The sequence below is a fragment of the Microvirga vignae genome, assembly GCF_001017175.1.
In the GTDB taxonomy this organism is placed as follows: Bacteria; Pseudomonadota; Alphaproteobacteria; order Rhizobiales; family Beijerinckiaceae; genus Microvirga; species Microvirga vignae.
The window spans coordinates 63,143-84,325 of record NZ_LCYG01000043.1; the positions used below are offsets into that span (position 1 = coordinate 63,143).

The 21,183-nt window shown below is 65.4% G+C and carries 26 protein-coding genes; all 26 read left to right on the forward strand.

The features are described 5' to 3' along the window. The first annotated feature begins 323 nt into the window (after nucleotides 1–323). Nucleotides 324–650, forward strand: coding sequence for a DUF736 domain-containing protein (locus tag AA309_RS17550; RefSeq protein WP_047190314.1), 327 nt, complete (start codon nucleotides 324–326; stop codon nucleotides 648–650). Between the two features lie 182 nt (nucleotides 651–832). After that, nucleotides 833–1,081 carry a helix-turn-helix domain-containing protein gene (locus AA309_RS17555; protein WP_047190315.1) on the forward strand — a complete coding sequence of 83 codons (249 nt, stop codon included), beginning with the start codon at nucleotides 833–835 and terminating at the stop codon, nucleotides 1,079–1,081. 119 nt (nucleotides 1,082–1,200) lie between these two features. After that, the gene (locus AA309_RS17560) at nucleotides 1,201–1,461 is read left to right on the forward strand and encodes a DNA -binding domain-containing protein (protein WP_047190316.1); all 261 of its coding nucleotides are present in this window, start codon (nucleotides 1,201–1,203) and stop codon (nucleotides 1,459–1,461) included. Nucleotides 1,462–1,585: 124 nt separating this feature from the next. After that, a complete protein-coding gene (locus AA309_RS36570; protein ID WP_244470394.1) occupies nucleotides 1,586–1,930 on the forward strand; it encodes a transcriptional regulator domain-containing protein in 345 nt (114 codons plus the stop codon). Continuing rightward, the gene (locus AA309_RS17565) at nucleotides 1,860–2,351 is read left to right on the forward strand and encodes a DUF2285 domain-containing protein (RefSeq protein WP_342027958.1); all 492 of its coding nucleotides are present in this window, start codon (nucleotides 1,860–1,862) and stop codon (nucleotides 2,349–2,351) included. The genes AA309_RS36570 and AA309_RS17565 overlap by 71 nt, the downstream gene beginning before the upstream one ends. 139 nt (nucleotides 2,352–2,490) lie before the next feature. After that, nucleotides 2,491–2,772 carry a helix-turn-helix transcriptional regulator gene (locus tag AA309_RS17570; protein WP_047190318.1) on the forward strand — a complete coding sequence of 94 codons (282 nt, stop codon included), beginning with the start codon at nucleotides 2,491–2,493 and terminating at the stop codon, nucleotides 2,770–2,772. A gap of 18 nt (nucleotides 2,773–2,790) precedes the next feature. Then, nucleotides 2,791–3,945: a replication initiator protein A gene (locus AA309_RS17575; RefSeq protein WP_047190319.1), complete on the forward strand. Its 1,155-nt coding sequence runs from the start codon at nucleotides 2,791–2,793 to the stop codon at nucleotides 3,943–3,945. Beyond that, nucleotides 3,942–4,592, forward strand: a complete 651-nt coding sequence (gene parA, locus AA309_RS17580; RefSeq protein ID WP_047190320.1) for a ParA family partition ATPase — start codon at nucleotides 3,942–3,944, stop codon at nucleotides 4,590–4,592. The genes AA309_RS17575 and parA overlap by 4 nt, the downstream gene beginning before the upstream one ends. After that, nucleotides 4,592–4,843, forward strand: coding sequence for a hypothetical protein (locus tag AA309_RS17585; RefSeq protein WP_047190321.1), 252 nt, complete (start codon nucleotides 4,592–4,594; stop codon nucleotides 4,841–4,843). The genes parA and AA309_RS17585 overlap by 1 nt, the downstream gene beginning before the upstream one ends. Then, nucleotides 4,840–5,361 (forward strand): DUF2840 domain-containing protein, encoded by a 522-nt coding sequence (locus AA309_RS17590; protein ID WP_047190322.1) that lies wholly within the window; start codon nucleotides 4,840–4,842, stop codon nucleotides 5,359–5,361. Before AA309_RS17585 ends, AA309_RS17590 begins: the two co-directional genes overlap by 4 nt. Further along, nucleotides 5,358–5,903 (forward strand): conjugative transfer signal peptidase TraF, encoded by a 546-nt coding sequence (gene traF / locus AA309_RS17595; RefSeq protein WP_047190323.1) that lies wholly within the window; start codon nucleotides 5,358–5,360, stop codon nucleotides 5,901–5,903. The genes AA309_RS17590 and traF overlap by 4 nt, the downstream gene beginning before the upstream one ends. A 45-nt stretch (nucleotides 5,904–5,948) precedes the next feature. Then, a complete protein-coding gene (locus tag AA309_RS17600) occupies nucleotides 5,949–6,284 on the forward strand; it encodes a DUF736 domain-containing protein (protein ID WP_047190324.1) in 336 nt (111 codons plus the stop codon). Between the two features lie 4 nt (nucleotides 6,285–6,288). Beyond that, a complete protein-coding gene (locus AA309_RS17605) occupies nucleotides 6,289–7,005 on the forward strand; it encodes a lytic transglycosylase domain-containing protein (RefSeq protein WP_047190325.1) in 717 nt (238 codons plus the stop codon). Between the two features lie 243 nt (nucleotides 7,006–7,248). Continuing rightward, nucleotides 7,249–8,988 (forward strand): relaxase/mobilization nuclease domain-containing protein, encoded by a 1,740-nt coding sequence (locus AA309_RS17610; protein WP_047190326.1) that lies wholly within the window; start codon nucleotides 7,249–7,251, stop codon nucleotides 8,986–8,988. 25 nt (nucleotides 8,989–9,013) lie between these two features. Next, nucleotides 9,014–10,999 (forward strand): conjugal transfer protein TraG, encoded by a 1,986-nt coding sequence (locus AA309_RS17615; RefSeq protein WP_047190327.1) that lies wholly within the window; start codon nucleotides 9,014–9,016, stop codon nucleotides 10,997–10,999. A 4-nt stretch (nucleotides 11,000–11,003) separates the two neighbouring features. After that, nucleotides 11,004–11,510, forward strand: coding sequence for a CopG family transcriptional regulator (locus AA309_RS17620; protein WP_084731346.1), 507 nt, complete (start codon nucleotides 11,004–11,006; stop codon nucleotides 11,508–11,510). 339 nt (nucleotides 11,511–11,849) lie between these two features. Beyond that, nucleotides 11,850–12,833, forward strand: a complete 984-nt coding sequence (gene trbB, locus AA309_RS17625) for a P-type conjugative transfer ATPase TrbB (protein WP_047190354.1) — start codon at nucleotides 11,850–11,852, stop codon at nucleotides 12,831–12,833. Then, the gene (locus AA309_RS17630; protein WP_047190328.1) at nucleotides 12,830–13,162 is read left to right on the forward strand and encodes a TrbC/VirB2 family type IV secretion system protein; all 333 of its coding nucleotides are present in this window, start codon (nucleotides 12,830–12,832) and stop codon (nucleotides 13,160–13,162) included. The genes trbB and AA309_RS17630 overlap by 4 nt, the downstream gene beginning before the upstream one ends. Next, the gene (locus tag AA309_RS17635; RefSeq protein WP_047190329.1) at nucleotides 13,162–13,443 is read left to right on the forward strand and encodes a VirB3 family type IV secretion system protein; all 282 of its coding nucleotides are present in this window, start codon (nucleotides 13,162–13,164) and stop codon (nucleotides 13,441–13,443) included. The genes AA309_RS17630 and AA309_RS17635 overlap by 1 nt, the downstream gene beginning before the upstream one ends. 12 nt (nucleotides 13,444–13,455) lie before the next feature. After that, nucleotides 13,456–15,912 carry a conjugal transfer protein TrbE gene (trbE, locus tag AA309_RS17640; RefSeq protein WP_047190330.1) on the forward strand — a complete coding sequence of 819 codons (2,457 nt, stop codon included), beginning with the start codon at nucleotides 13,456–13,458 and terminating at the stop codon, nucleotides 15,910–15,912. Then, nucleotides 15,909–16,673 carry a P-type conjugative transfer protein TrbJ gene (gene trbJ, locus AA309_RS17645; RefSeq protein ID WP_047190331.1) on the forward strand — a complete coding sequence of 255 codons (765 nt, stop codon included), beginning with the start codon at nucleotides 15,909–15,911 and terminating at the stop codon, nucleotides 16,671–16,673. The genes trbE and trbJ overlap by 4 nt, the downstream gene beginning before the upstream one ends. 11 nt (nucleotides 16,674–16,684) lie before the next feature. Then, entirely contained in the window at nucleotides 16,685–16,972 is a 288-nt protein-coding gene (gene trbK-alt, locus AA309_RS17650) for a putative entry exclusion protein TrbK-alt (protein WP_047190332.1), read from the forward strand. A 3-nt stretch (nucleotides 16,973–16,975) separates the two neighbouring features. Beyond that, the gene (gene trbL / locus AA309_RS17655; RefSeq protein ID WP_047190333.1) at nucleotides 16,976–18,343 is read left to right on the forward strand and encodes a P-type conjugative transfer protein TrbL; all 1,368 of its coding nucleotides are present in this window, start codon (nucleotides 16,976–16,978) and stop codon (nucleotides 18,341–18,343) included. After that, entirely contained in the window at nucleotides 18,340–19,029 is a 690-nt protein-coding gene (trbF, locus tag AA309_RS17660; RefSeq protein WP_047190334.1) for a conjugal transfer protein TrbF, read from the forward strand. Before trbL ends, trbF begins: the two co-directional genes overlap by 4 nt. Beyond that, on the forward strand, nucleotides 19,026–20,006 hold the full coding sequence (trbG, locus tag AA309_RS17665) for a P-type conjugative transfer protein TrbG (protein ID WP_047190335.1): 981 nt from the start codon (nucleotides 19,026–19,028) through the stop codon (nucleotides 20,004–20,006). The genes trbF and trbG overlap by 4 nt, the downstream gene beginning before the upstream one ends. Nucleotides 20,007–20,068: 62 nt before the next feature. Further along, nucleotides 20,069–21,181: a TraB/TrbI/VirB10 family type IV secretion system protein gene (locus AA309_RS17670; protein ID WP_084731352.1), complete on the forward strand. Its 1,113-nt coding sequence runs from the start codon at nucleotides 20,069–20,071 to the stop codon at nucleotides 21,179–21,181. The last annotated feature ends 2 nt before the right edge of the window (nucleotides 21,182–21,183 follow it).

Sequence of the window (21,183 nt, forward strand, 5' to 3'; positions counted from 1 at the left end):
AGCCGGTGCGCCTGATGCGATGCCACCTTGCGGCTGCGGAGGGCCGCCATCGCTCCGTTTCTGACCAGACCTCGACCGCTCCAAACGGCCTCTTCTATGGCCTGATCTGGCCGAAGGTCGGCTGACGCCTCGATCGCCTCTGGCGCAACAGCGGCGTCAGACTTTCTTCCCCTGGCGGCTCAGGCCGCCATTCCTCGCGAGGCAAGAAAGTCCTCCTTGGCTGTCAGGCCCCTTCGGGGTGCGCCGTCGATCGCCTCCGGCCTGCCGATCGCCATCGAGGCCGCAATGGTGCGGGCTCGAAAAACAGAAAACGGAGACTTACCATGGCGACCATCGGCACCTTCAAGAAGACCGGCTCGAACGAGTTCACCGGCGAAATCGTCACCCTCAGCGTCCAGGCCAGGAACGTGCGCATCGTCCCCGACCAGCGCGCCGCCGGCGAGAACGCCCCCAGCCACCGGGTCCTGGTTGGCCGCGTGGAGATCGGCGCCGCCTGGTCCAAGCGCTCCAACGAGGGCCGCGACTATCTGGGCCTCAAGCTCGATGATCCGAGCTTCACCGCCCCGATCTACGCCAACCTCTTCGAGGAAGAGGACGGTGAAGGCTTCTCGCTGATCTGGTCCCGCTCCAACGGGCGGCGCGGCGACTGAGCCACGCGAGGCCCCGGACTGTCGGTCCGGGGCCTCCTGCCTTCCCGGCGACCGAATCAGTTCGCGCCAAGGCAGGCAAGATGCGGTTCAAAAGGCACTTCCAGCTGGTCTGGACACGCAAGGACGACTATAATAGTCGTAGTTTTGGCGCGCGCGTAGCTCCGCGTGGGAGGTGATCATGCATGATCACCGCCCGACAGTCGCGGGCCGCGCGCGCGTTGCTGGGTTGGACACAGGAGACGCTCGCTGACAAGGCTCGGGTATCATTGACCGCGCTCAAGCGCCTCGAATCCGAAAGCGGACTTGAGGTGTATGAAAGCACGCGCGATCAGGTACGACGCGCCCTCGAGACAGCCGGCATTGTCTTTCTGTCCACCGAGCGCGGCCGAGGAGTTCTGCTCGTCAATGACCATGGTGATAAGAGGCGCTGATCGACTGTCCACGCAAAGCCAAATTCCCTCCAGGGTCGGCCGCGCACCTTCGCCGAGTCGTACCTTCCTTTTGGAAGACGATGCCCCGAACGCATCGTGGGACGAACTGACGGCCGCTCATGATCGAGCCCTTTGACGATGCCGCCCCGACGGTTGGTGAACTCACCGACTATGATCGGGCCCACATCAAGCTCTATATGCGCCTGCTTGACGCGGCCGCTGACGGCGCGGACTGGCAGGAAGCCGTCGCGGTGCTGTTCGGGATCGATCCCGCGCGCGAGCCTGACCGCGCTCGGCGGGTCCATGAGAGCCACCTGGCTCGCGCGCGGTGGATGACCCATACCGGGTACCGTCATCTCTTGCGCCGCTCCGCCAACTGATTGTCCAGCGCCGTCCGTGATGCCGCTCCGGCATCGCACGATGTCAACTGCTAGGCTTCCAATCCTCCATTTGTGCAGGAATGAATTCTCGCCCGACCGATCGAGTCGTGCGAGGAGCTGATGAATGAAGCCGGATACTTCGCGTTGGCGAGACCGTGAAAGCTACGACTTCTTCGATGACTTGCCCGTTGAGGGGCTCGCCTGGGAATGCCTTCGACGTCACGAGCCCTATCAGCAGCACTATCAGACCCTTGTGACCGCAGGGAGCGAGACATTGCCGCTGTCACAGGAGGAGCAGCATCAGTGGGGTCTGCGATTTCCCGGCAAGGCCGGACCTGTCCGCCCTGGAGCAGGAGATATTCTGGTCCCCGGCTGTCGCCCCATCCGTTCTCACCCTCGTGCATCCGCCGGACTTCCTGCCCGTCAGATCGCATCAGCCACTGACCGAGCTCGGCACGGCTCGGCATAGCCCGGAAGGAACCCACGCGATCAGTGTCGGTGATGTAGGGACACAGGTCGTTCTCCTCCCCGGTAGTGATCCCTCACAGCCGCTCGCTGCGCTCATCCCGCTGGATTCCGACACGCTTGGCCGTGTCGAGGCCCTCACCAGATTCTGGCGTAGCCGGCACGGTCGCAAGGTGCCTGCCGATACCCGCATGACCATCCAGCAGCGCCGTCGCTTGCGCCTGAAGCTCCAGGCTGCCGACGGCCGGATGAATGGCGCAAGCTATCGAGAGATTGCAATCGCGATCTTCGGCAAGGAGCGCCTCGCCTCTGAGCCCTGGAAGACCTCGCCGTTGCGTGACACGATCATCGGGCTCGTCGAGGAAGGCTTTGCGCTGATCGACGGCGGCTATCTGAAACTCCTGCGCCACCGCCGTCGATCCTAGCCGCTCCGGGGCAACCAAGGGGTGGGGATTTTAGATCCCCTTAAGTTCCCCCTCCCCCTGACGATCTCCCTCCGCCACCGTGGTCGCCGTCCGCCGCTGAACCTCAGCGGCCGCCCGAAACCCCACGGAGGCCCGCTCCATGCGACCTGATCTCGCCGTCTTGCCGCCGCGCTTCCTGCGCACCAAGGAAGCCGCTGTGTTCCTCAGCCTGTCCGCCCGTACGCTCGAAAAGCACCGGACCTACGGGACTGGTCCGGCGTACAGGAAACTCGGCGGCCGCGTTGTTTATTCGATCGCCGATCTCGAAGCCTGGGCTGCGCGCGGCGCTGTCACCTCGACCACCGATCCGCGTGGCCAGGTGCTGCCAGCAAAGCGCCAGACGGGGCCCGCCGCCCCGCAGCCCAGCCGCTATGCACGCTGATCGCGAGCGGCTCCCGTCATGGCGGCGCGACGTCAACCCCTCTCGGAGCGCGGACAGCTCGACCTGTTTCGGGCGCTCCCGGGCGACTTCGCGCCACGAGACGCGCAGGATCTCATGGCGTATCCCTTCTTCTCCCTCTCCAAGACCCATCGCGTCGCGCCGATCGACTTCTCTGCCGGCGATGTCTCGATCCGGGTCGAAGCCGTGCCTGATCACGGCATGGCGACCATCTGGGACGCCGACATCCTGATTTGGGCGGCGAGCCAGATCATCGAGGCGCGCGACGCTGGGCTTCGCACCTCGCGCCTGATGGTCGCCACGCCCTTTGAGATCCTGAAGTTCATCGGACGCGGCACGAGCCTGCGCGATTATCAGCGGCTCAAGGCCGCGCTCGACCGCCTCCAGTCCACAACCGTCAGCACGTCGATCCGCCAACCCACTGAAGGCCGGCGGCACCGCTTCTCATGGATCAACGAATGGAAGGAGCGAACCGATCGCGCCGGCAAGCCCGACGGCATCGAGATGATCGTGCCGGACTGGTTCTATCAGGCCGTTCTCGACAACGCGCTCGTACTCACCATCGACCGCGCCTATTTCGGTCTGACCGGCGGGCTCGACCGCTGGCTCTACCGGCTCGTCAGAAAGCACGGCGGTCGCCAGCGCAATGGCTGGCGCTTCGACTTCCGCCATCTGCACCAGAAGTCCGGAGTCCTGTCGCCGTTCAAGCGCTTCGCCTTCGAGCTGCGCGACATCATCCGCCGCCAGCCGCTACCCGGCTATAGGCTCTTCCTCGAGGTCGAGATCGGCGGACGGATGCTACTCGCCTTCGAGCCGACGCCGCCTTGTGGGCAGGCTGTGAATTCCGTCGTGCCATCGGGAACCCAGGGACCCGTGCCATCAGGAACCGGCCCCTCGTGCCATCAGGAACCGAAACAGCCTCTAACCCACGGAAACAGAACCGGAAACCGCACCCCTAACTTAGACTCTAACAGAGAATCTAACCTTGAAGAGCGCGCACGCGATGTGGAAAACCTCATCCAGGAGACGGCCAACAGCCTCGGCGTGACCAAGAAGACATGGGGCAGCACATCGGCTTTTGGCAGCGCAGCCAAACACGACGTGTCGGACGCGCCGCAGCCCCCTCTCATTGATGATTCGGGTGGCGCGCGATGATCGTGGCTCTGCTCAACCAGAAGGGCGGCGTCGGTAAGACGACGCTGGCGCTGAACCTTGCCGGCGAATGGGCGCGGCACGGAAAGCGCGTCACGCTCATTGATGCCGACCCACAAGGTTCGGCGCTCGATTGGTCGCAGCAGCGCAGCCGCGAGGGCCTCCCGCGCCTGTTCGGCGTCGTCGGCTTGGCGCGCGACACACTACACCGAGAAGCGCCCGAGCTCGCGCGCGACGCCGATCATGTCGTTATCGACGGGCCGCCCCGTGTCGCCGGACTGATGCGCTTGGCGCTGCTCGCCGCCGACCTGGTGCTGATCCCCGTCCAGCCCTCGCCGCTTGACGGCTGGGCCTCGGCCGAGATGCTGGCGCTCGTCACCGAGGCGCGCATCTACCGGCCGGACCTGGTCGCGCGCTTCGTCCTCAACCGCTGCGGCGCCCGGACCGTGCTGGCCCGTGAAACGGCTGAGGCTCTGGCCGATCACGATCCGCCGGTCCTCGCGAGCACGATCGGCCAGCGCATCGGTTTCGCGGTTGCCGCACAGTCGGGGCGGCTCGTCTTGGAGCTCGACGACGCCACCCCTGCAACCCGCGAGATCGCGGCGCTGGCGGACGAGATCGATCGGCTCGGCATTGGGAGGACAACGTGATGAGCGAACGTCCGAACCGTCGCTCCTTCGCTGCCCGGCCCGCCAACCCCGAACATTGGATCAAAGCCGCCGACGCTCCGCGGCCAAGCAGCGACGCCTCCGGCTTCACCGCGCGGCTGACCATAGACGTCACGCCCGAGTTGCGCGGCCGGATCAAGATCGCCGCGTTCCGGCGCGGTATCACCGTTGCCGACATGGTGCGAGAGCTGCTCGCGCGCGAATTCCCCAAAGTCCAAGGAGATCCATCATGACCCGCAACGCGGCCCCCCGCGTGCGCGGTGGCCCCCTGCCGATCGCGCATCCTTCCGACAACCTGACCCATGTCGAACTGACCTGGGTGGAGAAGCGCATCGAAAATTGGATCAGGTTTGGCCGAGAGACGGGCGAACAGATCCTCGATCACAGGCGACGTGTTCTCTCTTTCCAATCCGGCAGCATCTTCGCCTTTGTTCGTTGGGCATCGAACGACTTCGGCACGATCCTCTCATGCATCGACATCGTGCGCGCGGTGAAGCCCGGCGAGGCGTACCAGACGCTCCCCTACGTGCGCCCCGGCGGTGACATTCTCTTGAAGATCGAGGGCTGGCCCAAGGTTGAACAGGTGCTCCGCCACATCGATGCGGTGGAGGCTGCAGGCATCGACGTCTGCGACGTCTCCCCCGATCACTGGCGGCACATCGCCAACCGAATGACCGCCGGCCACGACCCGCGCGCCTACACGATGGAGCGCCATCAGGCCTGGCTCAAGCGGCGGGAGTGCGAGCAATGACCCGCGTGGGCTATGTCATGGTGACGTCCTTCTCAGTGATGGGCATTGCCATCGCCTCGTTCGTCCCGACGCCGCTGCACCTCGTCTGGAACGCCTCGGCCAGCGTGCCGATCGGCCTCTACGACCTCGCCCCGCCGCACCACCTGGAAGTTGGCGATCTCGTCGCTGTCATGCCGGACAAACCGCTGGCCGACTTCATGGTGGAGCGCGGCTATATCGGCCGCGACGTGCCGCTGATCAAGCACGTCATGGGTCTTCCTGGGCAACAGGTCTGCCGCACCGGCACCGCTGTCACCGTCGATGCCGTGCTGCTCGGCGACGCGCTCGCTCGCGACCGGCGCGGCCGCGAACTTCCCGTTTGGCAGGGCTGCCGGCGCATCGCGGACGGTCAGGTTTTCCTCATGAACCCTGACGTCCCCGACAGCTTGGATAGCCGCTACTTCGGCCCGATCCCGGCGCGCACCGTCATCGGTCGGGCCACGCCGATCTACACCGACGAGGGCGGCGACGGCCACTTCGTCTGGCACGCCGCGATACGCTGAGCGCTTGCCAAATTCCCGACCCGCAGCAAACCGAAGGAGGTTCCCATGCCGCAGATTGGTACGTTCGCGCGCAAGACGACAGGATTCGTCGGACGCATCCACACACTCACCCTCGACCGCGAAATCGCACTCGTTCCGGCTGATCCGTCCGATGCCGAGAACGCGCCGGACTACCGGGTCCACCACGGCAATGACGAAGGCCCGGAAATTGGTGCCGGCTGGAAGCGGACTGGTGAGCGCGCTGGCGAATTCATTGCGCTGGTCATCGATGATCCAGCACTGCCGCGGCCGATCCGCGCCAATCTGTTTCGTGACGACGAAGCCGGCGCGTCATGGTCTCTGCACTGGACCCGCCCGCAAATGCGCAACGGGCAGGACTAACGCCGTGCCGCGTACTGTCCTCCGTCTCCTTTCCGGCCTGTCCTTGGCCTGCGTGCTGCCGTGTCCGACCTTTGCGGAATCGTCGACCATCGCCAAACCCTCGCCGCGCGATCCCTACGGCGGGCACATCGCCGAAGCGGCGCAGCGCTTCGAGCTTCCCACAGCCTGGATTCGCGCTGTCCTCAAGGCCGAAAGCAACGGCGATCCACGCGCCATCTCGCCCAAAGGCGCGATGGGCCTCATGCAGATCATGCCCGAGACCTGGGCAGAGCTCCGCGTGCGCCACCGGCTCAACAGCGATCCCTATGACCCGCACGACAACATCATTGCGGGCGCGGCGTACATCCGCATGCTGCTCGACCGCTATGGATCACCCGGCTGGATCGCGGCCTACAACGCCGGTCCAGGCCGCTACGAGGCGTCGCTGAAGGGCCGCCCGCTTCCGGCTGAGACCCGCGCCTATGTTACCGCCGTTGCATCTGTCATCGAGGGCAGTGACACCGCCAGCCGTGTCGTGATTGTCGCCGCCGATCCGCTGGCATGGACCCGCGCGCCGCTCTTCGTCATGCAACGGAAAAGCGATTCGGCTGCCGATCCTGTGCAGGCCGAGCGCTCGGCGAGCGATGCTCCGGCTGCGACCGCCATACGCGATGTTTCCGCCATCGTGCCGCAGTCGGGCGGCCTCTTCGTCGCCTCCGCCACAGCAGGGACCTTGCGATGAGCGTCCTGGTTCCCGATCGCACGATGGCAGGCTCTGGCGCGCCATGGAGTGCGGGAGGGTGGAGCACCGGCAACACGACCGGACGATGGCAGGATAAAAGAGCGCACATTGTGCTTCGGTTGGGCGGTTGTTTTTGCTGGATTTTCCCGCGCATTCCGCACCTTGTCGCACGTTCGCGCAATGTGCGACGAACCCTCAAACCGTTGAATCTTTGTGGTCTTCCACACATTGCGGAGCCGCGCCATGTCCGATGAGCGCGAGTTTCGCATCCGGCCGGGCCGCATTCGATCAACCCGTGCGCAAGCTGCGCGGCCCTTCATCGCGCAAGCGCTCGCCGCCGCGAAGAAAGCCGGCGGTGGTGTGTCCCGCTCCGGACGCATCGTCTCCGGCAATCGCTCCCGCTTCGGCCGCGGCCAGCGCGCCAGCATCCAGGCCAATCGGCTCATTACTTCCCGTTCACGCGGCGCCGTCATCAAGGCACGCGTCGTACGGCATTCCGCGCGCGCCGCGCCGCTTGGCACCCATCTCAACTACCTGCGCCGCGATGGTGTGACCCGGGATGGGGAGAAGGCCCGCCTCTTTGGGCCCGGTACAGAGGACGCGGACGGCCGCACCTTCGCCGAGCGCTGCGAGGACGATCGGCATCACTTCCGGTTCATCATCTCGCCCGATGACGCGCCCGAGATGTCCGACCTCAAGTCCTTCACGCGCGATCTCGTCAGCCAGATGGAGAATGATCTCGGCACCAGGCTCGACTGGGTGGCCGTCGATCACTGGAACACCGAGCACCCGCATGTCCATCTGATCGTGCGCGGTGTCCGCGACGACGGCCAGGACCTCGTCATCTCGCGCGACTACATCAAGGAGGGTATGCGCGATCGGGCGCGCGATCTCATCACTCAGGAGCTGGGGCCGCGCACCGACCTCGACATTCGCCGCACGCTCTTGCGCCAGATCGAGGTCGAACGCTGGACGCAGCTCGACCGGCAACTGCTCCGCGATGCGCGCAACACCGGCGTCATCGACCTTGCGCCGCATGCTGATCGTCAGCCGGATGAGTTTCATGTTCAGAAGATCGGTCGCCTTCGCAAGCTGGAGACCCTTGGCCTTGCCGAACAGATCGGTCCTGGCCAATGGATGATCAACGACAAGGCCGAGGCGACGCTCCGGGAGCTCGGCGAGCGCGGTGACATCATCAAGCGCATGCATCGCGCTCTGACCGAACACGGTATTGAGCGCGGCTCGGCAAATTATGTGCTCGCCGCCGAATGCCTCTACACGCCCATCACCGGCCGCCTTGTGGCTCGCGGACTCGATGACGAGCTGAAAGGCACGGCTTATGCCGTGGTCGATGGCATTGATGGTCGAACACACCACATCAAGCTCGCCGATCTCGACGCCGCCGGAGACAGTCCGCCCGGCTCGATCGTCGAGCTGCGGACGTTCGATGACGCGCGAGGCCAACATCGCGTTGCGCTCGCCGTCCGCTCCGATCTCGACATCCACGCGCAGGTCACGGCATCGGGCGCGACCTGGCTCGACCGACAGGCCATGGCACGCGAGCCGGCAGCCTTGTGTGAGGGCGGCTTTGGCGCTGAGGTGCGTCAGGCGATGGAACAACGGGCCGACCATCTGGTCGGGGAAGGTCTTGCACAGCGGCAGGGCCGGCGCGTCGTCTTCACCCGCAGGCTGATCGAGACGCTTCGTCGCCGGGAACTCGATGCGCTCGGCGACAGGCTCGCCGCCGAGACCGGAACGCCGTTCAAGCGCGCCAATGGCGGCGAGTTTGTCGCCGGCACCTACCGGCAGCGTTTCACGCTCGCCTCCGGCCGCTTCGCCATGATCGATGATGGCCTTGGCTTTCAGCTCGTCCCCTGGTCGCCTTCCCTCGACAAGCAACTCGGCCGCCACGTCTCGGGCGTCGCCCGCGGCGACGGCGGGATCGACTGGAGCTTCGGTCGCAAGCGCGGACTCGGACTCTGACCATCAAGAAGAAGAAAGGATTGTCATGTCGGCCACGAAGATCCTCTGGGGTCAGATCCTCACCGTTTTCCTGGTTATTCTCATGACGACATGGGCGGCGACCCAATATGTGGCCTGGAGCCTCGGGTTTCAGGCGCAACTTGGAGAGCCATGGTTCGAACTGGCCGGCTGGCCGGTCTACTACCCGCCGGCGATCTTCTGGTGGTGGTACTTTTATGACGCCTATGCGCCGGAGGTCTTCGCCAAGGGCGGGATCATCGCCGCATCCGGCGGCTTCATCGCCATTGCAGTCGCCATCGGAATGTCTGTGTGGCGCGCGCGGGAAGCACAGAACGTCGCCACTTACGGCTCCGCCCGCTGGGCAGAGACAGCCGAAGTCAGGAACGCCGGCCTGCTTGGTCCCGATGGTGTTGTGCTCGGTCGCTATGAGCGCGACTACCTGCGCCATGATGGACCCGAGCATGTGTTGTGCTTCGCGCCGACGCGATCGGGCAAGGGCGTCGGCCTCGTGGTGCCATCACTGCTGACCTGGCCGGCCTCGGCGATCGTCCACGACATCAAAGGGGAGAATTGGCATCTCACCGCAGGCTTTCGCGCCCGGCACGGTCGCGTGCTGCTCTTCGATCCAACGAATCCCAAATCGTCGGCCTACAATCCGCTGCTCGAGGTCCGCCGCGGGGAATGGGAGGTCCGCGATGTCCAGAACATCGCCGACATCCTCGTGGATCCCGAAGGCTCGCTGGATAAGCGGAACCACTGGGAGAAGACCAGCCACGCCCTGCTCGTCGGCGCGATCCTCCATGTCCTCTATGCGGAGTCGGATAAGACCCTCGCCGGCGTCGCCGCCTTCCTCTCGGATCCGAAACGGCCCATTGAGTCGACGCTCGCTGCGATGATGAAGACAGCGCACCTCGGCGAAGCCGGACCGCACCCGGTCATCGCGAGCGCGGCGCGCGAGCTGCTGAACAAGTCGGACAATGAGCGCAGCGGTGTGCTCAGCACCGCCATGTCGTTCCTCGGCCTGTACCGCGACCCGGTCGTTGCCGAGGTGACACGGCGCTGCGACTGGCGGATCACCGATATTGTCGGTGGCGAGCGGCCGACAACGCTCTACCTCGTCGTGCCGCCATCCGACATCAACCGCACCAAACCGCTGATCCGCCTGATCCTCAACCAGGTCGGCCGCCGCCTGACGGAGGACCTTCAGACGAAGGTCCGGCGGCATCGGCTGTTGCTCATGCTCGACGAATTTCCTGCGTTGGGTCGGCTCGACTTCTTCGAGAGCGCCTTGGCGTTCATGGCCGGCTACGGGCTGAAGAGCTTCCTGATCGCGCAATCGCTGAACCAGATCGAGAAGGCCTACGGCCCGAACAACTCGATCCTGGACAACTGCCATGTCCGCGTCAGCTTCGCCACCAACGACGAGCGCACGGCAAAGCGCGTGTCTGACGCGCTCGGCACCGCAACCGAGATGAAGGCCATGAAGAACTACGCCGGGCACCGGCTGTCACCCTGGCTCGGCCATCTGATGGTCTCGCGGTCGGAGACGGCTCGCCCCTTGCTGACGCCCGGCGAGGTGATGCAACTCCCGCCGACCGACGAGATCGTCATGGTCGCGGGCACGCCGCCGATCCGGGCGAAGAAAGCGCGCTATTACGACGATGCCCGCTTCAAGGAACGCATCCTGCCCCCGCCGGCGCTGACGCAGCCCGAGGCCGCGCGCCCGGATGATTGGAGTACCTTGCCGATACCGGCCCGACCGCAAGCCGTGCAAGCCGAGTTGGAGAGGGCCGGCCAGGATGAAGATCCGACCGAGTCCGAGCGCCGTCACCAGCCTGAACTCAGCCGCGTGAAGCCCATCGCAAAGAAGGCGCCGATCGAGAACGAGTTCGAGATCGATCCGGCGGACGATACGGACCAGGAGGCCACCCGTAACAGACGTCTCACGCGCCTCATGCAGGGCGTTGCGCGCCAAGTCTCGCTCGATTCCAATGACGGCATGGAGCTGTAAGAGCATGGCAGGCCGCAAGAAGAAGACGCAGATCTCCGTCTATCTCGACCCTGACGTCATGGCGATGCTCGCGGACTATGCCGCACGCCGGGAGCAGTCGCTCTCCCTGATCGCCGAGGCAGCCATCGCGTCATTTCTGTCGCCGGATGACGCCGAACGGCGCGAGGCCGTGATCGCCAAGCGGCTCGACCAGCTCGACCGACGAATGACGCGGCTGGAGCGCGATGTCGGCATCTCGGTGGAAACCTTGGCTGTATTCATCCGCTTCTGGCTCGCCACCACGCCGGCGCTGCCTGAACCCGCGGCCCAGGCCGCACGCGCCAAGGCCAGAGAGCGCTATGAGGCATTCGTCACGGCTCTCGGTCGAAGGTTAGCCAAGGGGCCGAAGCTGAGACAGGAGGTTTCAGAGGATATCGTCTCTGAGCACGATGCAGGCTCAATAGACACATCCAGTGGTCGCTCCCGACCCGAAGGCGCGGTCAGCGATAATTGCGATGAACGGCTCGACTGATCTCAGAGCCCAAGCTGGTAACGATGGAGCTCGTGGCATTGGCAACCCGTCTGCGACGCTTCGATCAGTGGTCGGTTGCATTCTCGTATTCAAACATGGCCTGCGGCTTTGTCATCGTCGCCTGCGTGTTCCGCTGGGCAAGATGGAAGGAGGAGACGCGATAATCCCTACATTGCTAGCTGCACTCCCTTCCGTCGGAGCAACGCCGCCGTTTTCCTGTATTTGCACGCCACGCTCCTACGACGCCCGAATCTTGTTGAATCGGCCTGATTTCGGGATCTCTTAATGATCCCCGATCCGGGGAGCGTCTGTCGCGTCCCCATGACGATTGGGGACGAAATGACCACACAGCACCAGAAACAGGAGGCGATCCTGCGCGGCGCGCGCATGCTGCGCACTGCGCTTGGGTCGGCCATCGCCCGGTTTCTGGAAGATCCGGCCGTCGTCGAAGTCATGCTCAATCCAGACGGACGGCTCTGGGTCGACCGTCTGTCGGAGGGCCTGGCCGACACGGGAGAAAGGCTGTCCGCCGCCGACGGCGAGCGCATCGTGCGCCTGGTCGCCCATCATGTCGGCGCCGAGGTGCATCCGCGCAGCCCGCGCGTCTCGGCCGAGCTGCCTGAGACGGGAGAGCGGTTCGAGGGACTTCTGCCGCCAGTCGTCGCAGCTCCAGCCTTTGCTATCCGTAAGCCCGCCGTCGCGGTTTTCAGCCTCGATGATTATGTGGCGGCCGGGATCATGTCGACTGACCAGGCCGCGATCCTCCGCGCGGCCGTCGCGGCACGCGCCAACATCCTCGTCGCTGGCGGCACCTCGACCGGCAAGACCACGCTGACCAATGCGCTGCTGGCTGAAGTCGCCAAGGGCGAGGAGCGCGTCGTCATCATCGAGGACACGCGCGAGCTTCAGTGTGCTGCGCCGAACCTCGTCGCCATGAGGACCAAGGATGGCGTGGCGACGCTCTCAGATCTGGTCCGATCCTCGCTGCGCCTGCGGCCTGATCGCATCCCCATCGGCGAGGTGCGCGGTTCCGAAGCTCTCGACCTGCTCAAGGCATGGGGCACCGGTCATCCCGGCGGCATCGGCACCATCCATGCCGGTTCCGGCATCGGCGCGCTGCGCCGCCTCGAGCAGCTCATCCAGGAAGCCGTCGTCACTGTCCCGCGCGCGCTGATCGCCGAGACGATCGATCTCGTTGCGGTTCTCTCCGGTCGCGGTTCTTCGCGCCGCTTGGCCGAACTCGCCCGCGTCGAGGGGCTCGATGCCCATGGCGACTACCGCGTCCTCCCCGCCACCACCATCAACACAGGAGTCCCTTCATGATCCGCACGGTCTCTCGCGGCTGCCGCACTCTAGCGACCGCCGCCCCTGCCCTGTCCATCAGCCTCATGCTGGCGCCGGCCGCTCACGCCTCCGGCTCGTCCATGCCCTGGGAGCAGCCGCTTCAACAGATCCTCCAGTCGATCGAAGGGCCGGTCGCCAAGATCATCGCGGTGATCATCATCATCATGACCGGCCTGACGCTGGCTTTCGGCGACACGTCGGGCGGCTTTCGCAGGCTCATCCAGGTCGTCTTCGGCCTCTCGATCGCCTTCGCGGCCAGCTCCTTCTTCCTGTCGTTCTTCTCGTTCGGCGGCGGGGCGCTCATCTGATGGCGAGCCTTCTCGAGCAACCGGCCGAGGTGCCGGGATACACCGTCCCCGTTCATAGGGCACTGACCGAGCACATCCTGCTCGGCGGCGCCCCGCGCTCCATCGCCATCATGAACGGAACGCTCGCCGGAGCCATCGGCCTCGGCCTGCGCCTCTGGCTGGTTGGCCTCGCGATCTGGACGCTCGGCCACTTCATGGCCGTCTGGGCCGCGAAGCGCGATCCGCTCTTCGTCGAGGTCGGGCGGCGGCATCTGCGTATCCCCGGCCACCTGTCCGTTTGAGGAGACGCGCGGATGATGAACCTCGCCGAATACCGGCGTACTGCGGCGCGGCTCGCCGACTATTTGCCCTGGGCCGCTCTGGTCGCCGACGGGATCGTCCTAAACAAGGACGGCTCGTTCCAGCGGACGGCGCGCTTTCGCGGCCCCGATCTCGATTCCGCTGTCGCGGCCGAACTGGTTGCGATCGCCGGTCGGCTCAACAACGCCTTCCGCCGTCTCGGCTCGGGATGGGCGATTTTCGTCGAGGCGCGGCGCCATGGGGCTGCGACCTATCCCGCGAGCCAATTCCCTGATGCCGCCTCGGCGCTGCTCGACGCTGAACGCAAGGCCGACTTCGAGGAAGCCGGCGCACATTTCGTGTCCAGCTATTTCCTCACCATCGCCTATCTGCCGCCGGCTGAGGACGCGGCACGTACCGAAGCTTGGTTCTATGAGGGGCGTGAACGCTCCGGCGTCGATCCTCAAGAGATCCTGCGCGGCTTTGTTGATCGCACCGATCGCGTGCTCGCCCTGCTCGACGGCTTCATGCCGGAATGCGTCTGGCTCGATAGCCCGGAAACCCTGACCTACCTGCACTCGACTATATCGACGAAGCGCCAGCGCGTCCGTGTCCCCGAAACCCCGATTTATCTCGACGCGCTGCTCGCCGACCAGCCGCTGACCGGCGGCCTCGAGCCGCGTCTCGGCAACGCGCATCTGCGCATCCTGACCATCGTCGGTTTTCCGACAGCAACCACGCCCGGAATCCTCGACGACCTGAACCGGCTCGCCTTTCCCTATCGCTGGTCGACGCGCGCGATCCTGCTCGACAAGACCGACGCGACCAAGCTGATGACCAGGATCAGGCGGCAGTGGTTTGCCAAGCGCAAGTCGATCGCCGCGATCTTGAAAGAGGTGATGACCAATGAGGCGTCCGTCCTCGTGGACACCGACGCCGCGAACAAGGCCGCCGATGCCGATCTCGCCCTGCAGGAGCTCGGCGCCGACTATGCCGGCATGGCCTATGTCACGGCGACCGTCACCGTCTGGGACGATGACCCACGCATCTCAAACGAGAAACTGCGGCTGGTCGAGAAGGTCATCCAGGGCCGCGACTTCACCTGCATGGCCGAGACCATCAACGCCGTCGATGCCTGGCTGGGCTCGCTGCCCGGACATCTCTACGCCAACGTGCGTCAGCCGCCCATCTCGACGCTCAATCTCGCTCACATCATTCCGCTTTCGGCGGTGTGGGCGGGGCCGGAACGGGACGAGCATTTCGCTGCACCCCCTCTGCTCTTCGGCAAGACCGAAGGCTCGACCCCGTTCCGGTTTTCCCTTCACGTCGGCGACGTCGGTCACACGCTGGTCGTCGGCCCGACCGGCGCCGGCAAGTCGGTGCTGCTTGCTGTCATGGCCTTGCAGTTCCGCCGCTACGAGCGCTCCCAGATCTTCGCCTTCGATTTCGGTGGCTCGATCCGCGCAGCCGTGCTCGCCATGGGCGGCGACTGGCACGATCTCGGCGGCGACCTGACCGAAGGCGCGGAAAGCTCCGTCTCCCTTCAGCCGCTCGCGCGCATTCACGATACGCCAGAGCGTGCCTGGGCCGCCGACTGGCTCGCCGCCATCCTGATGCGCGAGGACGTGCCGGTCACGCCCGACGTCAAGGAGCATCTGTGGTCCGCGCTCACCTCGCTGGCTTCAGCGCCCATCGAGGAGCGCACCATCACCGGCCTGGAATTGCTGCTGCAGTCCAGCGACCTCAAGCAAGCCCTGCGACCTTACTGCGTCGGCGGTCCCCACGGCCGTCTGCTCGATGCGGAAGCCGATTATCTGGGTCAAGCGTCCGTTCAGGCCTTCGAGATCGAGGGCTTGGTCGGCACTGGCGCAGCGCCGGCGGTGCTCTCCTATCTCTTCCATCGGATCGGCGATCGCCTCGACGGTTCGCCGACGCTGCTCATCATCGACGAGGGTTGGCTCGCGCTCGATGATGCTGCTTTCGCGGGCCAGCTCCGCGAATGGATGAAGACACTGCGCAAGAAGAACGCCAGCGTCATCTTCGCCACGCAGTCGCTATCCGATATCGACCGCAGCAGCATCGCACCCGCGATTGTCGAGAGCTGCCCGACGCGGCTGCTCCTGCCGAACGAACGCGCGATCGAGCCCCAGATTATGGCGATCTATCGCCGGTTTGGTCTGAACGATCGTCAGATCGAGATCCTCGCACGGGCTACGCCCAAGCGAGATTATTACTGCCAATCCGGCCGCGGCAATCGCCTCTTCGAGCTCGGCCTGTCCGACGTCGGATTAGCCCTCGCGGCAGCATCATCGAAAACCGATCAGTCCCTGATCGCACGCACCTACGCCGAACACGGGCGCGAGGGCTTCCTCGCCGCCTGGCTACGCCTGCGCGGCGTCGATTGGGCCGCCGACCTGATCCCTGATCTTACCAATCTCACCTGCAACCCTGACAAGGAACGCCAGTCATGAGGACCTATCATCGCCGCTCGCACGCGATTCTGCTCGCAGTGTCCATTCTGTCTGTGCCGCTCGTGGTGTCGGCAACGCTGACGACGCCCGCATACGCCCTCATTGTCTTTGATCCATCCAATTACGCGCAGAATGTCATCCAGGCAGCGCGCGCGCTCGAGCAGATCACTCATCAGATCACAAGCCTTCAAAACGAAGCACAGATGCTCATCAACCAGGCCCGCAACCTTGCGAGCTTGCCGTATTCGTCACTCCAACAGATTCAGCAGAGTGTCCAGCGCACCCAGCAACTCCTGCAACAGGCGCAGAACATCGCGTTCAACGTCCAGGACATCGACCAGATGTTTCAGCAGCAGTACGGCACGATCTCGCTGTCGGCGACCGACCAGCAGCTTGTCGCCGGTGCGCGATCCCGCTGGCACAACACAGTGGGCGGCCTGCAGGATGCGTTGCGCGTCCAGGCCGGCGTGGTCGGCAACATCGACACGAACCGTTCCGAAATGGCCGCGCTCGTTGGCCAGAGCCAAGGCGCCACGGGTGCGCTGCAGGCGACGCAGGCCGGCAATCAGCTGCTGGCGCTCCAGTCGCAGCAGCTCTCCGATCTGATCGCACTGATCTCCGCCAATGGCCGCGCCGGGGCGCTCACCGAGGCCGAGCGCGCGGCCGCCGCCGAACAGGGACGCGAACAGCGCCGGCGCTTCCTGACGCCCAGCACCGGCTATCAGCCGGGCAACGCGCGGATGTTCAACAACGGCAACTGATGGAGGCTGGCATGGACGGCAAGCTGCTGGCCCGGCTGGGCGCGATCGTCTTCGTCGCCATCGCGATCACCGCAACGGCGATCGAGATGACCCGGGAAGAGGAAGCGCCGGCCGCTCAGGACGCGCGCCAGGTTCAGCCCGAGCGCGATCCGCTGCGCGAGGGCCAGCACCGGTGCCAGCAGCTTGGGCAGAGGGCCGCCAGCGACTCCGAATGCCTGCGTGTCTGGGCGCAAACCCGCGATCGCTTTCTCGGCCGTCCAGCAGCGCCCATCGCCCCGCAAGCCCGCGAAAGGCAGTGAGCCATGGGCGGTTCCGGCGTCATCGACAATTTCCTCGCCGTCTTCACCCGCTACATCGACTCCGGCTTCGGACTGCTCGGTGGTGAAGTCGCCTTCATTGCCACCACCCTGATCGTCATCGACGTGACGCTGGCTGCGCTGTTCTGGAGCTGGGGCGCCGATGACGACATCATTGCTCGGCTCGTGAAGAAGACGCTGTTCGTCGGCGTATTCGCCTATCTGATCGGCAATTGGAACAATCTCGCGAAGATCGTCTTCGATTCCTTCGCTGGCCTCGGTCTGAAAGGCTCTGGCACGAGCTTCACCGCGCAGGATTTGATGCGCCCCGGCAAGGTGGCGCAGACCGGGCTCGATGCCGCGCGACCCTTGCTGGAATCCATCTCCGACCTGATGGGCTGGGTCTCGTTTTTCGAGAACTTCATCCAGATCGCCTGCCTCCTGTTCGCTTGGGCGCTGGTGCTGCTCGCCTTCTTCATTCTCGCCGTCCAACTCTTCGTCACCCTGATTGAATTCAAGCTCACCACCTTAGCCGGCTTCGTGCTGATCCCGTTTGGCCTGTTTGGCAAGACCGCTTTCATGGCCGAAAGGGTGTTGGGCAACGTCATCTCGTCGGGCATCAAGGTTCTCGTTCTGGCGGTCATCATCGGCATCGGATCGACGCTGTTCAGCCAGTTCACACAGGGATTTGGTGGCCAGATGCCGACCATCGATGATGCCATGACCGTCGTGCTGGCCGCGCTCTCGCTGCTCGGCCTCGGTATCTTCGGTCCCGGCGTTGCCGCCGGCCTGGTGCAGGGCGGTCCGCAGCTTGGCCCGGGCGCGGCGATCGGCGCGGGTCTCGTGGCGGGTGGCACAGCACTTGCCGCCGGTGGGGCGGCAGGGCTCACCGCGAAGGGAGGCGGCGCCGCGTTGTCGGGTGGAGCCGCCGCCACCAGAAGTGGTGCCGCAGCTGTGGGTGGCACGACGGCCGCTTACAGCCTCGGCTCCCTCGGTCAGTCGGGCGCTGCTGGCGTTGCTGCCGGCCTCGGCGGTGTTGCGCGGGCTGCAGGTGCGGCGGCACCATCACCGCTCAAACGTGCGGCCACACGCGCCGAGAGCATCAAATCCAGATTCTCCGAGGGCACCAGAGCCGGTCTCAGTGCCACCGGCGGCTCCTCCACCATGGGAACCATGGGAGGTCGCGCCGATGCCGGGAACGAGGCCGCGGACGCGACCGCGCCATCTCCCGACGGGCCGCCAGACTGGGCGAAGCGCATGACACGCAGCCAAGCCCTCAGCCACGGCGCAACCGTCGCCGCACACGCCGTCCGCTCTGGCGACAGTCACAGTGGCGGCTCTTCCGTCAGCCTTCAGACAAGCGACCGCTCATGAGCTTCTTCAAACGACCCGCGACCCATTATGGCAAGACGCCCGAACCCGTCACCCCTTACCAGAAGGCCGCGCAGGTCTGGGACGAACGTATCGGCTCCGCCCGCGTGCAGGCGAAGAACTGGCGCACCATGGCCTTCGGTTCTTTGTTCCTGTCAGCGGGCTTTGCCACCGTGCTCGTCTGGCAGTCGGCGCGTGGGACCGTCGTGCCCTGGGTGGTGCAGGTTGACCGGCTCGGTCAGGCACAGGCGATCGCTCAGGCCACGGCCGACTATCGCCCGACCGATCCGCAGGTGGCGTGGCATCTCGCGCGCTTCATCGAGCAGGTCAGGAGCATTCCGGCTGACGCGATCATCGTCCGCCAGAACTGGCTTCGCGCCTATGAGTGGACGACCGACCGCGGTGCTGCCGCGCTCAACGACTACGCCCGCGCCAATGACCCGTTTAACCGCGTCGGTCGCCAGCAGGTCGCAGTGGACGTATCGAGCGTCATCCGCGCCTCGCCGGATTCCTTCCGCGTCGCCTGGGTCGAGCGCCGCTACGAGAACGGCCAGCTCGAAGCGACCGAGCGCTGGACCGCGATCCTGACCATCGTGATCCAAGTGCCACGCGACGCCGAGCGTCTGCGCGCCAATCCGCTCGGCATCTACGTCAACGCCATCAACTGGTCGCGGGAGTTGAGCCAATGAGGATGTCACTCCGCAAGCCCGGCTTCCCGGCATTCCGTAGACCCGCGCTTGCGCTTCTTCTGCTTTCGGCAACTGTGCTTGCCGGCTGCGCGACCAACAAGCCGCCGGAGATCAGCTATGACAGCGATGTTCCGCCATTGCCTGCCGTCCCGGCTGCCGTCACCGACTTAAGTCCGCGTCCGCTGCATATTCCACCGGCCTGGACGCCCGCGCGCGGTGGAAACGCGGCAAGCACGCCCACCGGCCGCGTGCAAAACGCCAACGCCGCCGCCCGCGTCGAGCCGCGTCGTGAGGGCTATTACAATGCGATCCAGATCTATCCCTGGAGCGACGGCGCCCTCTATCAGGTCTATGCCGCGCCGGGTCAGATCACCAACATCGCGCTCGAGCCCGGCGAAAGCCTGACCGGCTCCGGCCCGATCGCCGCAGGCGATACAGCGCGCTGGATCATTGGTGATACCGCGAGCGGGAGCGGTGTGACGCGCCGCGTCCATGTCCTCGTCAAGCCCACGCGCACGGACATCTCGACCAATCTCATCATCACGACCGATCGGCGCCTCTACATGCTCGAGCTGCGCGCAGGCGAGAGCCCTTATATGCCGGCGGTCGCCTGGGCCTATCCGCAGCCTCCGGCCTCGCACCGCCAGAGCATGCCGGCGACGCCCGTCATTCCCGACGGAGGAGCGCGCAACTATCGCTACGCCCTGAGCGGCGACACGCCGCCCTGGCGTCCGGTCTCCGTCTACGACGACGGGCGCCGGGTCTATGTTGAGTTCCCGCGTGGCATCGTCCAGGGCGAGATGCCGCCGATCTTCGTCATTGGCCCGGACGGCGAGGCGCAGATCGTCAACAGCCGCATCTATCGGAACATCCTGATTGTCGACCGACTCTTCGGCGCGGCCGAGCTGCGCCTCGGTAGCGGTCAGCGCCAGCAGACCGTCAGGATCGTTCGGACCGACGAAAGGCCCGCATCGTGAGCGAGAACAACCCCGCAAGCAACGGATCGCCATCGGCCTCGGCCCCCGATTTCGCCGCCCCGATGCGATTGCGCGCCGAACCGCCGCGCGTCACCCGCCTGTCAAGGAAGGTTCTGGCGGGCGCCGGTCTCGTGGTCAGCGTCGGTATCGGGACGGCCCTGATCTATGCCCTGCATACCCGTACCAGCGGCATCGGGAACGAAGAACTCTATTCGACCGAGAACCGACCGACCGCCGATGGTCTCGCCGGCCTGCCGCGCGACTACACCGGCCCGATTCTGGGGCCGCCGTTGCCCGGCGATCTCGGGCGGCCGATCCTCGACGCCCAGAACCGCGGGCAACCGGTCGCGCCGCCCGCCATGGCAACGCCGCAGGTCGATCCGGAGGAACAGCGCCGCCTCGCGGAACAGGAGGCCGCCCGCACCAGCCGGGTCTTCTTTCAGACTGGTCCGGGCACCGCAGCAACATCCCCCGGCATCGCAGCACCGAACCCCACCGCGATGGGCTTACCCGGCCAGTCGGGAATCCCGACCGCGCAGGATCGGCAACTCGCCTTCCTCAACGCTGCCGTCGACCGCCGCACCGTTGTGGCCGATCGCGTCATGGCCCCGCCATCACCCTATGTCCTCCAGGCGGGCGCTGTCATCCCGGCCGCTCTCATCACCGGCATTCGCTCCGATTTGCCCGGCCAGATCACCGCGCAGGTGACGGAAAACATCTACGACAGCCCGACCGGGCGTATCCTGATCGTCCCGCAGGGCACCAGGATCATCGGCGAATACAGCAACGATGTCGGCTTCGGTCAGCGCCGAGTGCTGCTGGTCTGGAACCGGCTGATCTTCCCGAACGGCCGTTCGATCGTGCTCGAGCGTCAGCCGGGCGCCGATACCCAAGGCTATGCCGGTCTTGAGGACGGCGTTGACTATCATTGGTGGGATCTCGCCAAAGCCGCTGGCCTCTCGACGCTGCTCACTATTGGTGCGGAGCTCGCCGTCGATAACGAGGATCGATTGCTCGGCGCCATTCGCAACGGCGCGCAGGACACCATCAACGATGCCGGTCAACAGATCATCCGCCGCCAGCTCAATGTCGCGCCGACGCTGACCATCCGGCCGGGCTTCCCCGTCCGCGTCATCGTCACCCGCGATCTCGTGTTCGAACCCTATCGAGGCTGACC

Excerpts from the sequence above, each read along its gene's own strand:
- AA309_RS17550 (WP_047190314.1), top strand. The coding sequence starts at position 324 with ATGGCGACCATCGGCACCTTCAAGAAGACCGGCTCGAACGAGTTCACC.
- AA309_RS17555 (WP_047190315.1), top strand. The coding sequence starts at position 833 with ATGATCACCGCCCGACAGTCGCGGGCCGCGCGCGCGTTGCTGGGTTGG.
- AA309_RS17560 (WP_047190316.1), top strand. The coding sequence starts at position 1,201 with ATGATCGAGCCCTTTGACGATGCCGCCCCGACGGTTGGTGAACTCACC.
- AA309_RS36570 (WP_244470394.1), top strand. The coding sequence starts at position 1,586 with ATGAAGCCGGATACTTCGCGTTGGCGAGACCGTGAAAGCTACGACTTC.
- AA309_RS17570 (WP_047190318.1), top strand. The coding sequence starts at position 2,491 with ATGCGACCTGATCTCGCCGTCTTGCCGCCGCGCTTCCTGCGCACCAAG.
- AA309_RS17575 (WP_047190319.1), top strand. The coding sequence starts at position 2,791 with ATGGCGGCGCGACGTCAACCCCTCTCGGAGCGCGGACAGCTCGACCTG.
- parA (WP_047190320.1), top strand. The coding sequence starts at position 3,942 with ATGATCGTGGCTCTGCTCAACCAGAAGGGCGGCGTCGGTAAGACGACG.
- AA309_RS17585 (WP_047190321.1), top strand. The coding sequence starts at position 4,592 with ATGAGCGAACGTCCGAACCGTCGCTCCTTCGCTGCCCGGCCCGCCAAC.
- AA309_RS17590 (WP_047190322.1), top strand. The coding sequence starts at position 4,840 with ATGACCCGCAACGCGGCCCCCCGCGTGCGCGGTGGCCCCCTGCCGATC.
- traF (WP_047190323.1), top strand. The coding sequence starts at position 5,358 with ATGACCCGCGTGGGCTATGTCATGGTGACGTCCTTCTCAGTGATGGGC.
- AA309_RS17600 (WP_047190324.1), top strand. The coding sequence starts at position 5,949 with ATGCCGCAGATTGGTACGTTCGCGCGCAAGACGACAGGATTCGTCGGA.
- AA309_RS17610 (WP_047190326.1), top strand. The coding sequence starts at position 7,249 with ATGTCCGATGAGCGCGAGTTTCGCATCCGGCCGGGCCGCATTCGATCA.
- AA309_RS17615 (WP_047190327.1), top strand. The coding sequence starts at position 9,014 with ATGTCGGCCACGAAGATCCTCTGGGGTCAGATCCTCACCGTTTTCCTG.
- AA309_RS17620 (WP_084731346.1), top strand. The coding sequence starts at position 11,004 with ATGGCAGGCCGCAAGAAGAAGACGCAGATCTCCGTCTATCTCGACCCT.
- trbB (WP_047190354.1), top strand. The coding sequence starts at position 11,850 with ATGACCACACAGCACCAGAAACAGGAGGCGATCCTGCGCGGCGCGCGC.
- AA309_RS17630 (WP_047190328.1), top strand. The coding sequence starts at position 12,830 with ATGATCCGCACGGTCTCTCGCGGCTGCCGCACTCTAGCGACCGCCGCC.
- AA309_RS17635 (WP_047190329.1), top strand. The coding sequence starts at position 13,162 with ATGGCGAGCCTTCTCGAGCAACCGGCCGAGGTGCCGGGATACACCGTC.
- trbE (WP_047190330.1), top strand. The coding sequence starts at position 13,456 with ATGATGAACCTCGCCGAATACCGGCGTACTGCGGCGCGGCTCGCCGAC.
- trbJ (WP_047190331.1), top strand. The coding sequence starts at position 15,909 with ATGAGGACCTATCATCGCCGCTCGCACGCGATTCTGCTCGCAGTGTCC.
- trbK-alt (WP_047190332.1), top strand. The coding sequence starts at position 16,685 with ATGGACGGCAAGCTGCTGGCCCGGCTGGGCGCGATCGTCTTCGTCGCC.
- trbL (WP_047190333.1), top strand. The coding sequence starts at position 16,976 with ATGGGCGGTTCCGGCGTCATCGACAATTTCCTCGCCGTCTTCACCCGC.
- trbF (WP_047190334.1), top strand. The coding sequence starts at position 18,340 with ATGAGCTTCTTCAAACGACCCGCGACCCATTATGGCAAGACGCCCGAA.
- trbG (WP_047190335.1), top strand. The coding sequence starts at position 19,026 with ATGAGGATGTCACTCCGCAAGCCCGGCTTCCCGGCATTCCGTAGACCC.
- AA309_RS17670 (WP_084731352.1), top strand. The coding sequence starts at position 20,069 with ATGCGATTGCGCGCCGAACCGCCGCGCGTCACCCGCCTGTCAAGGAAG.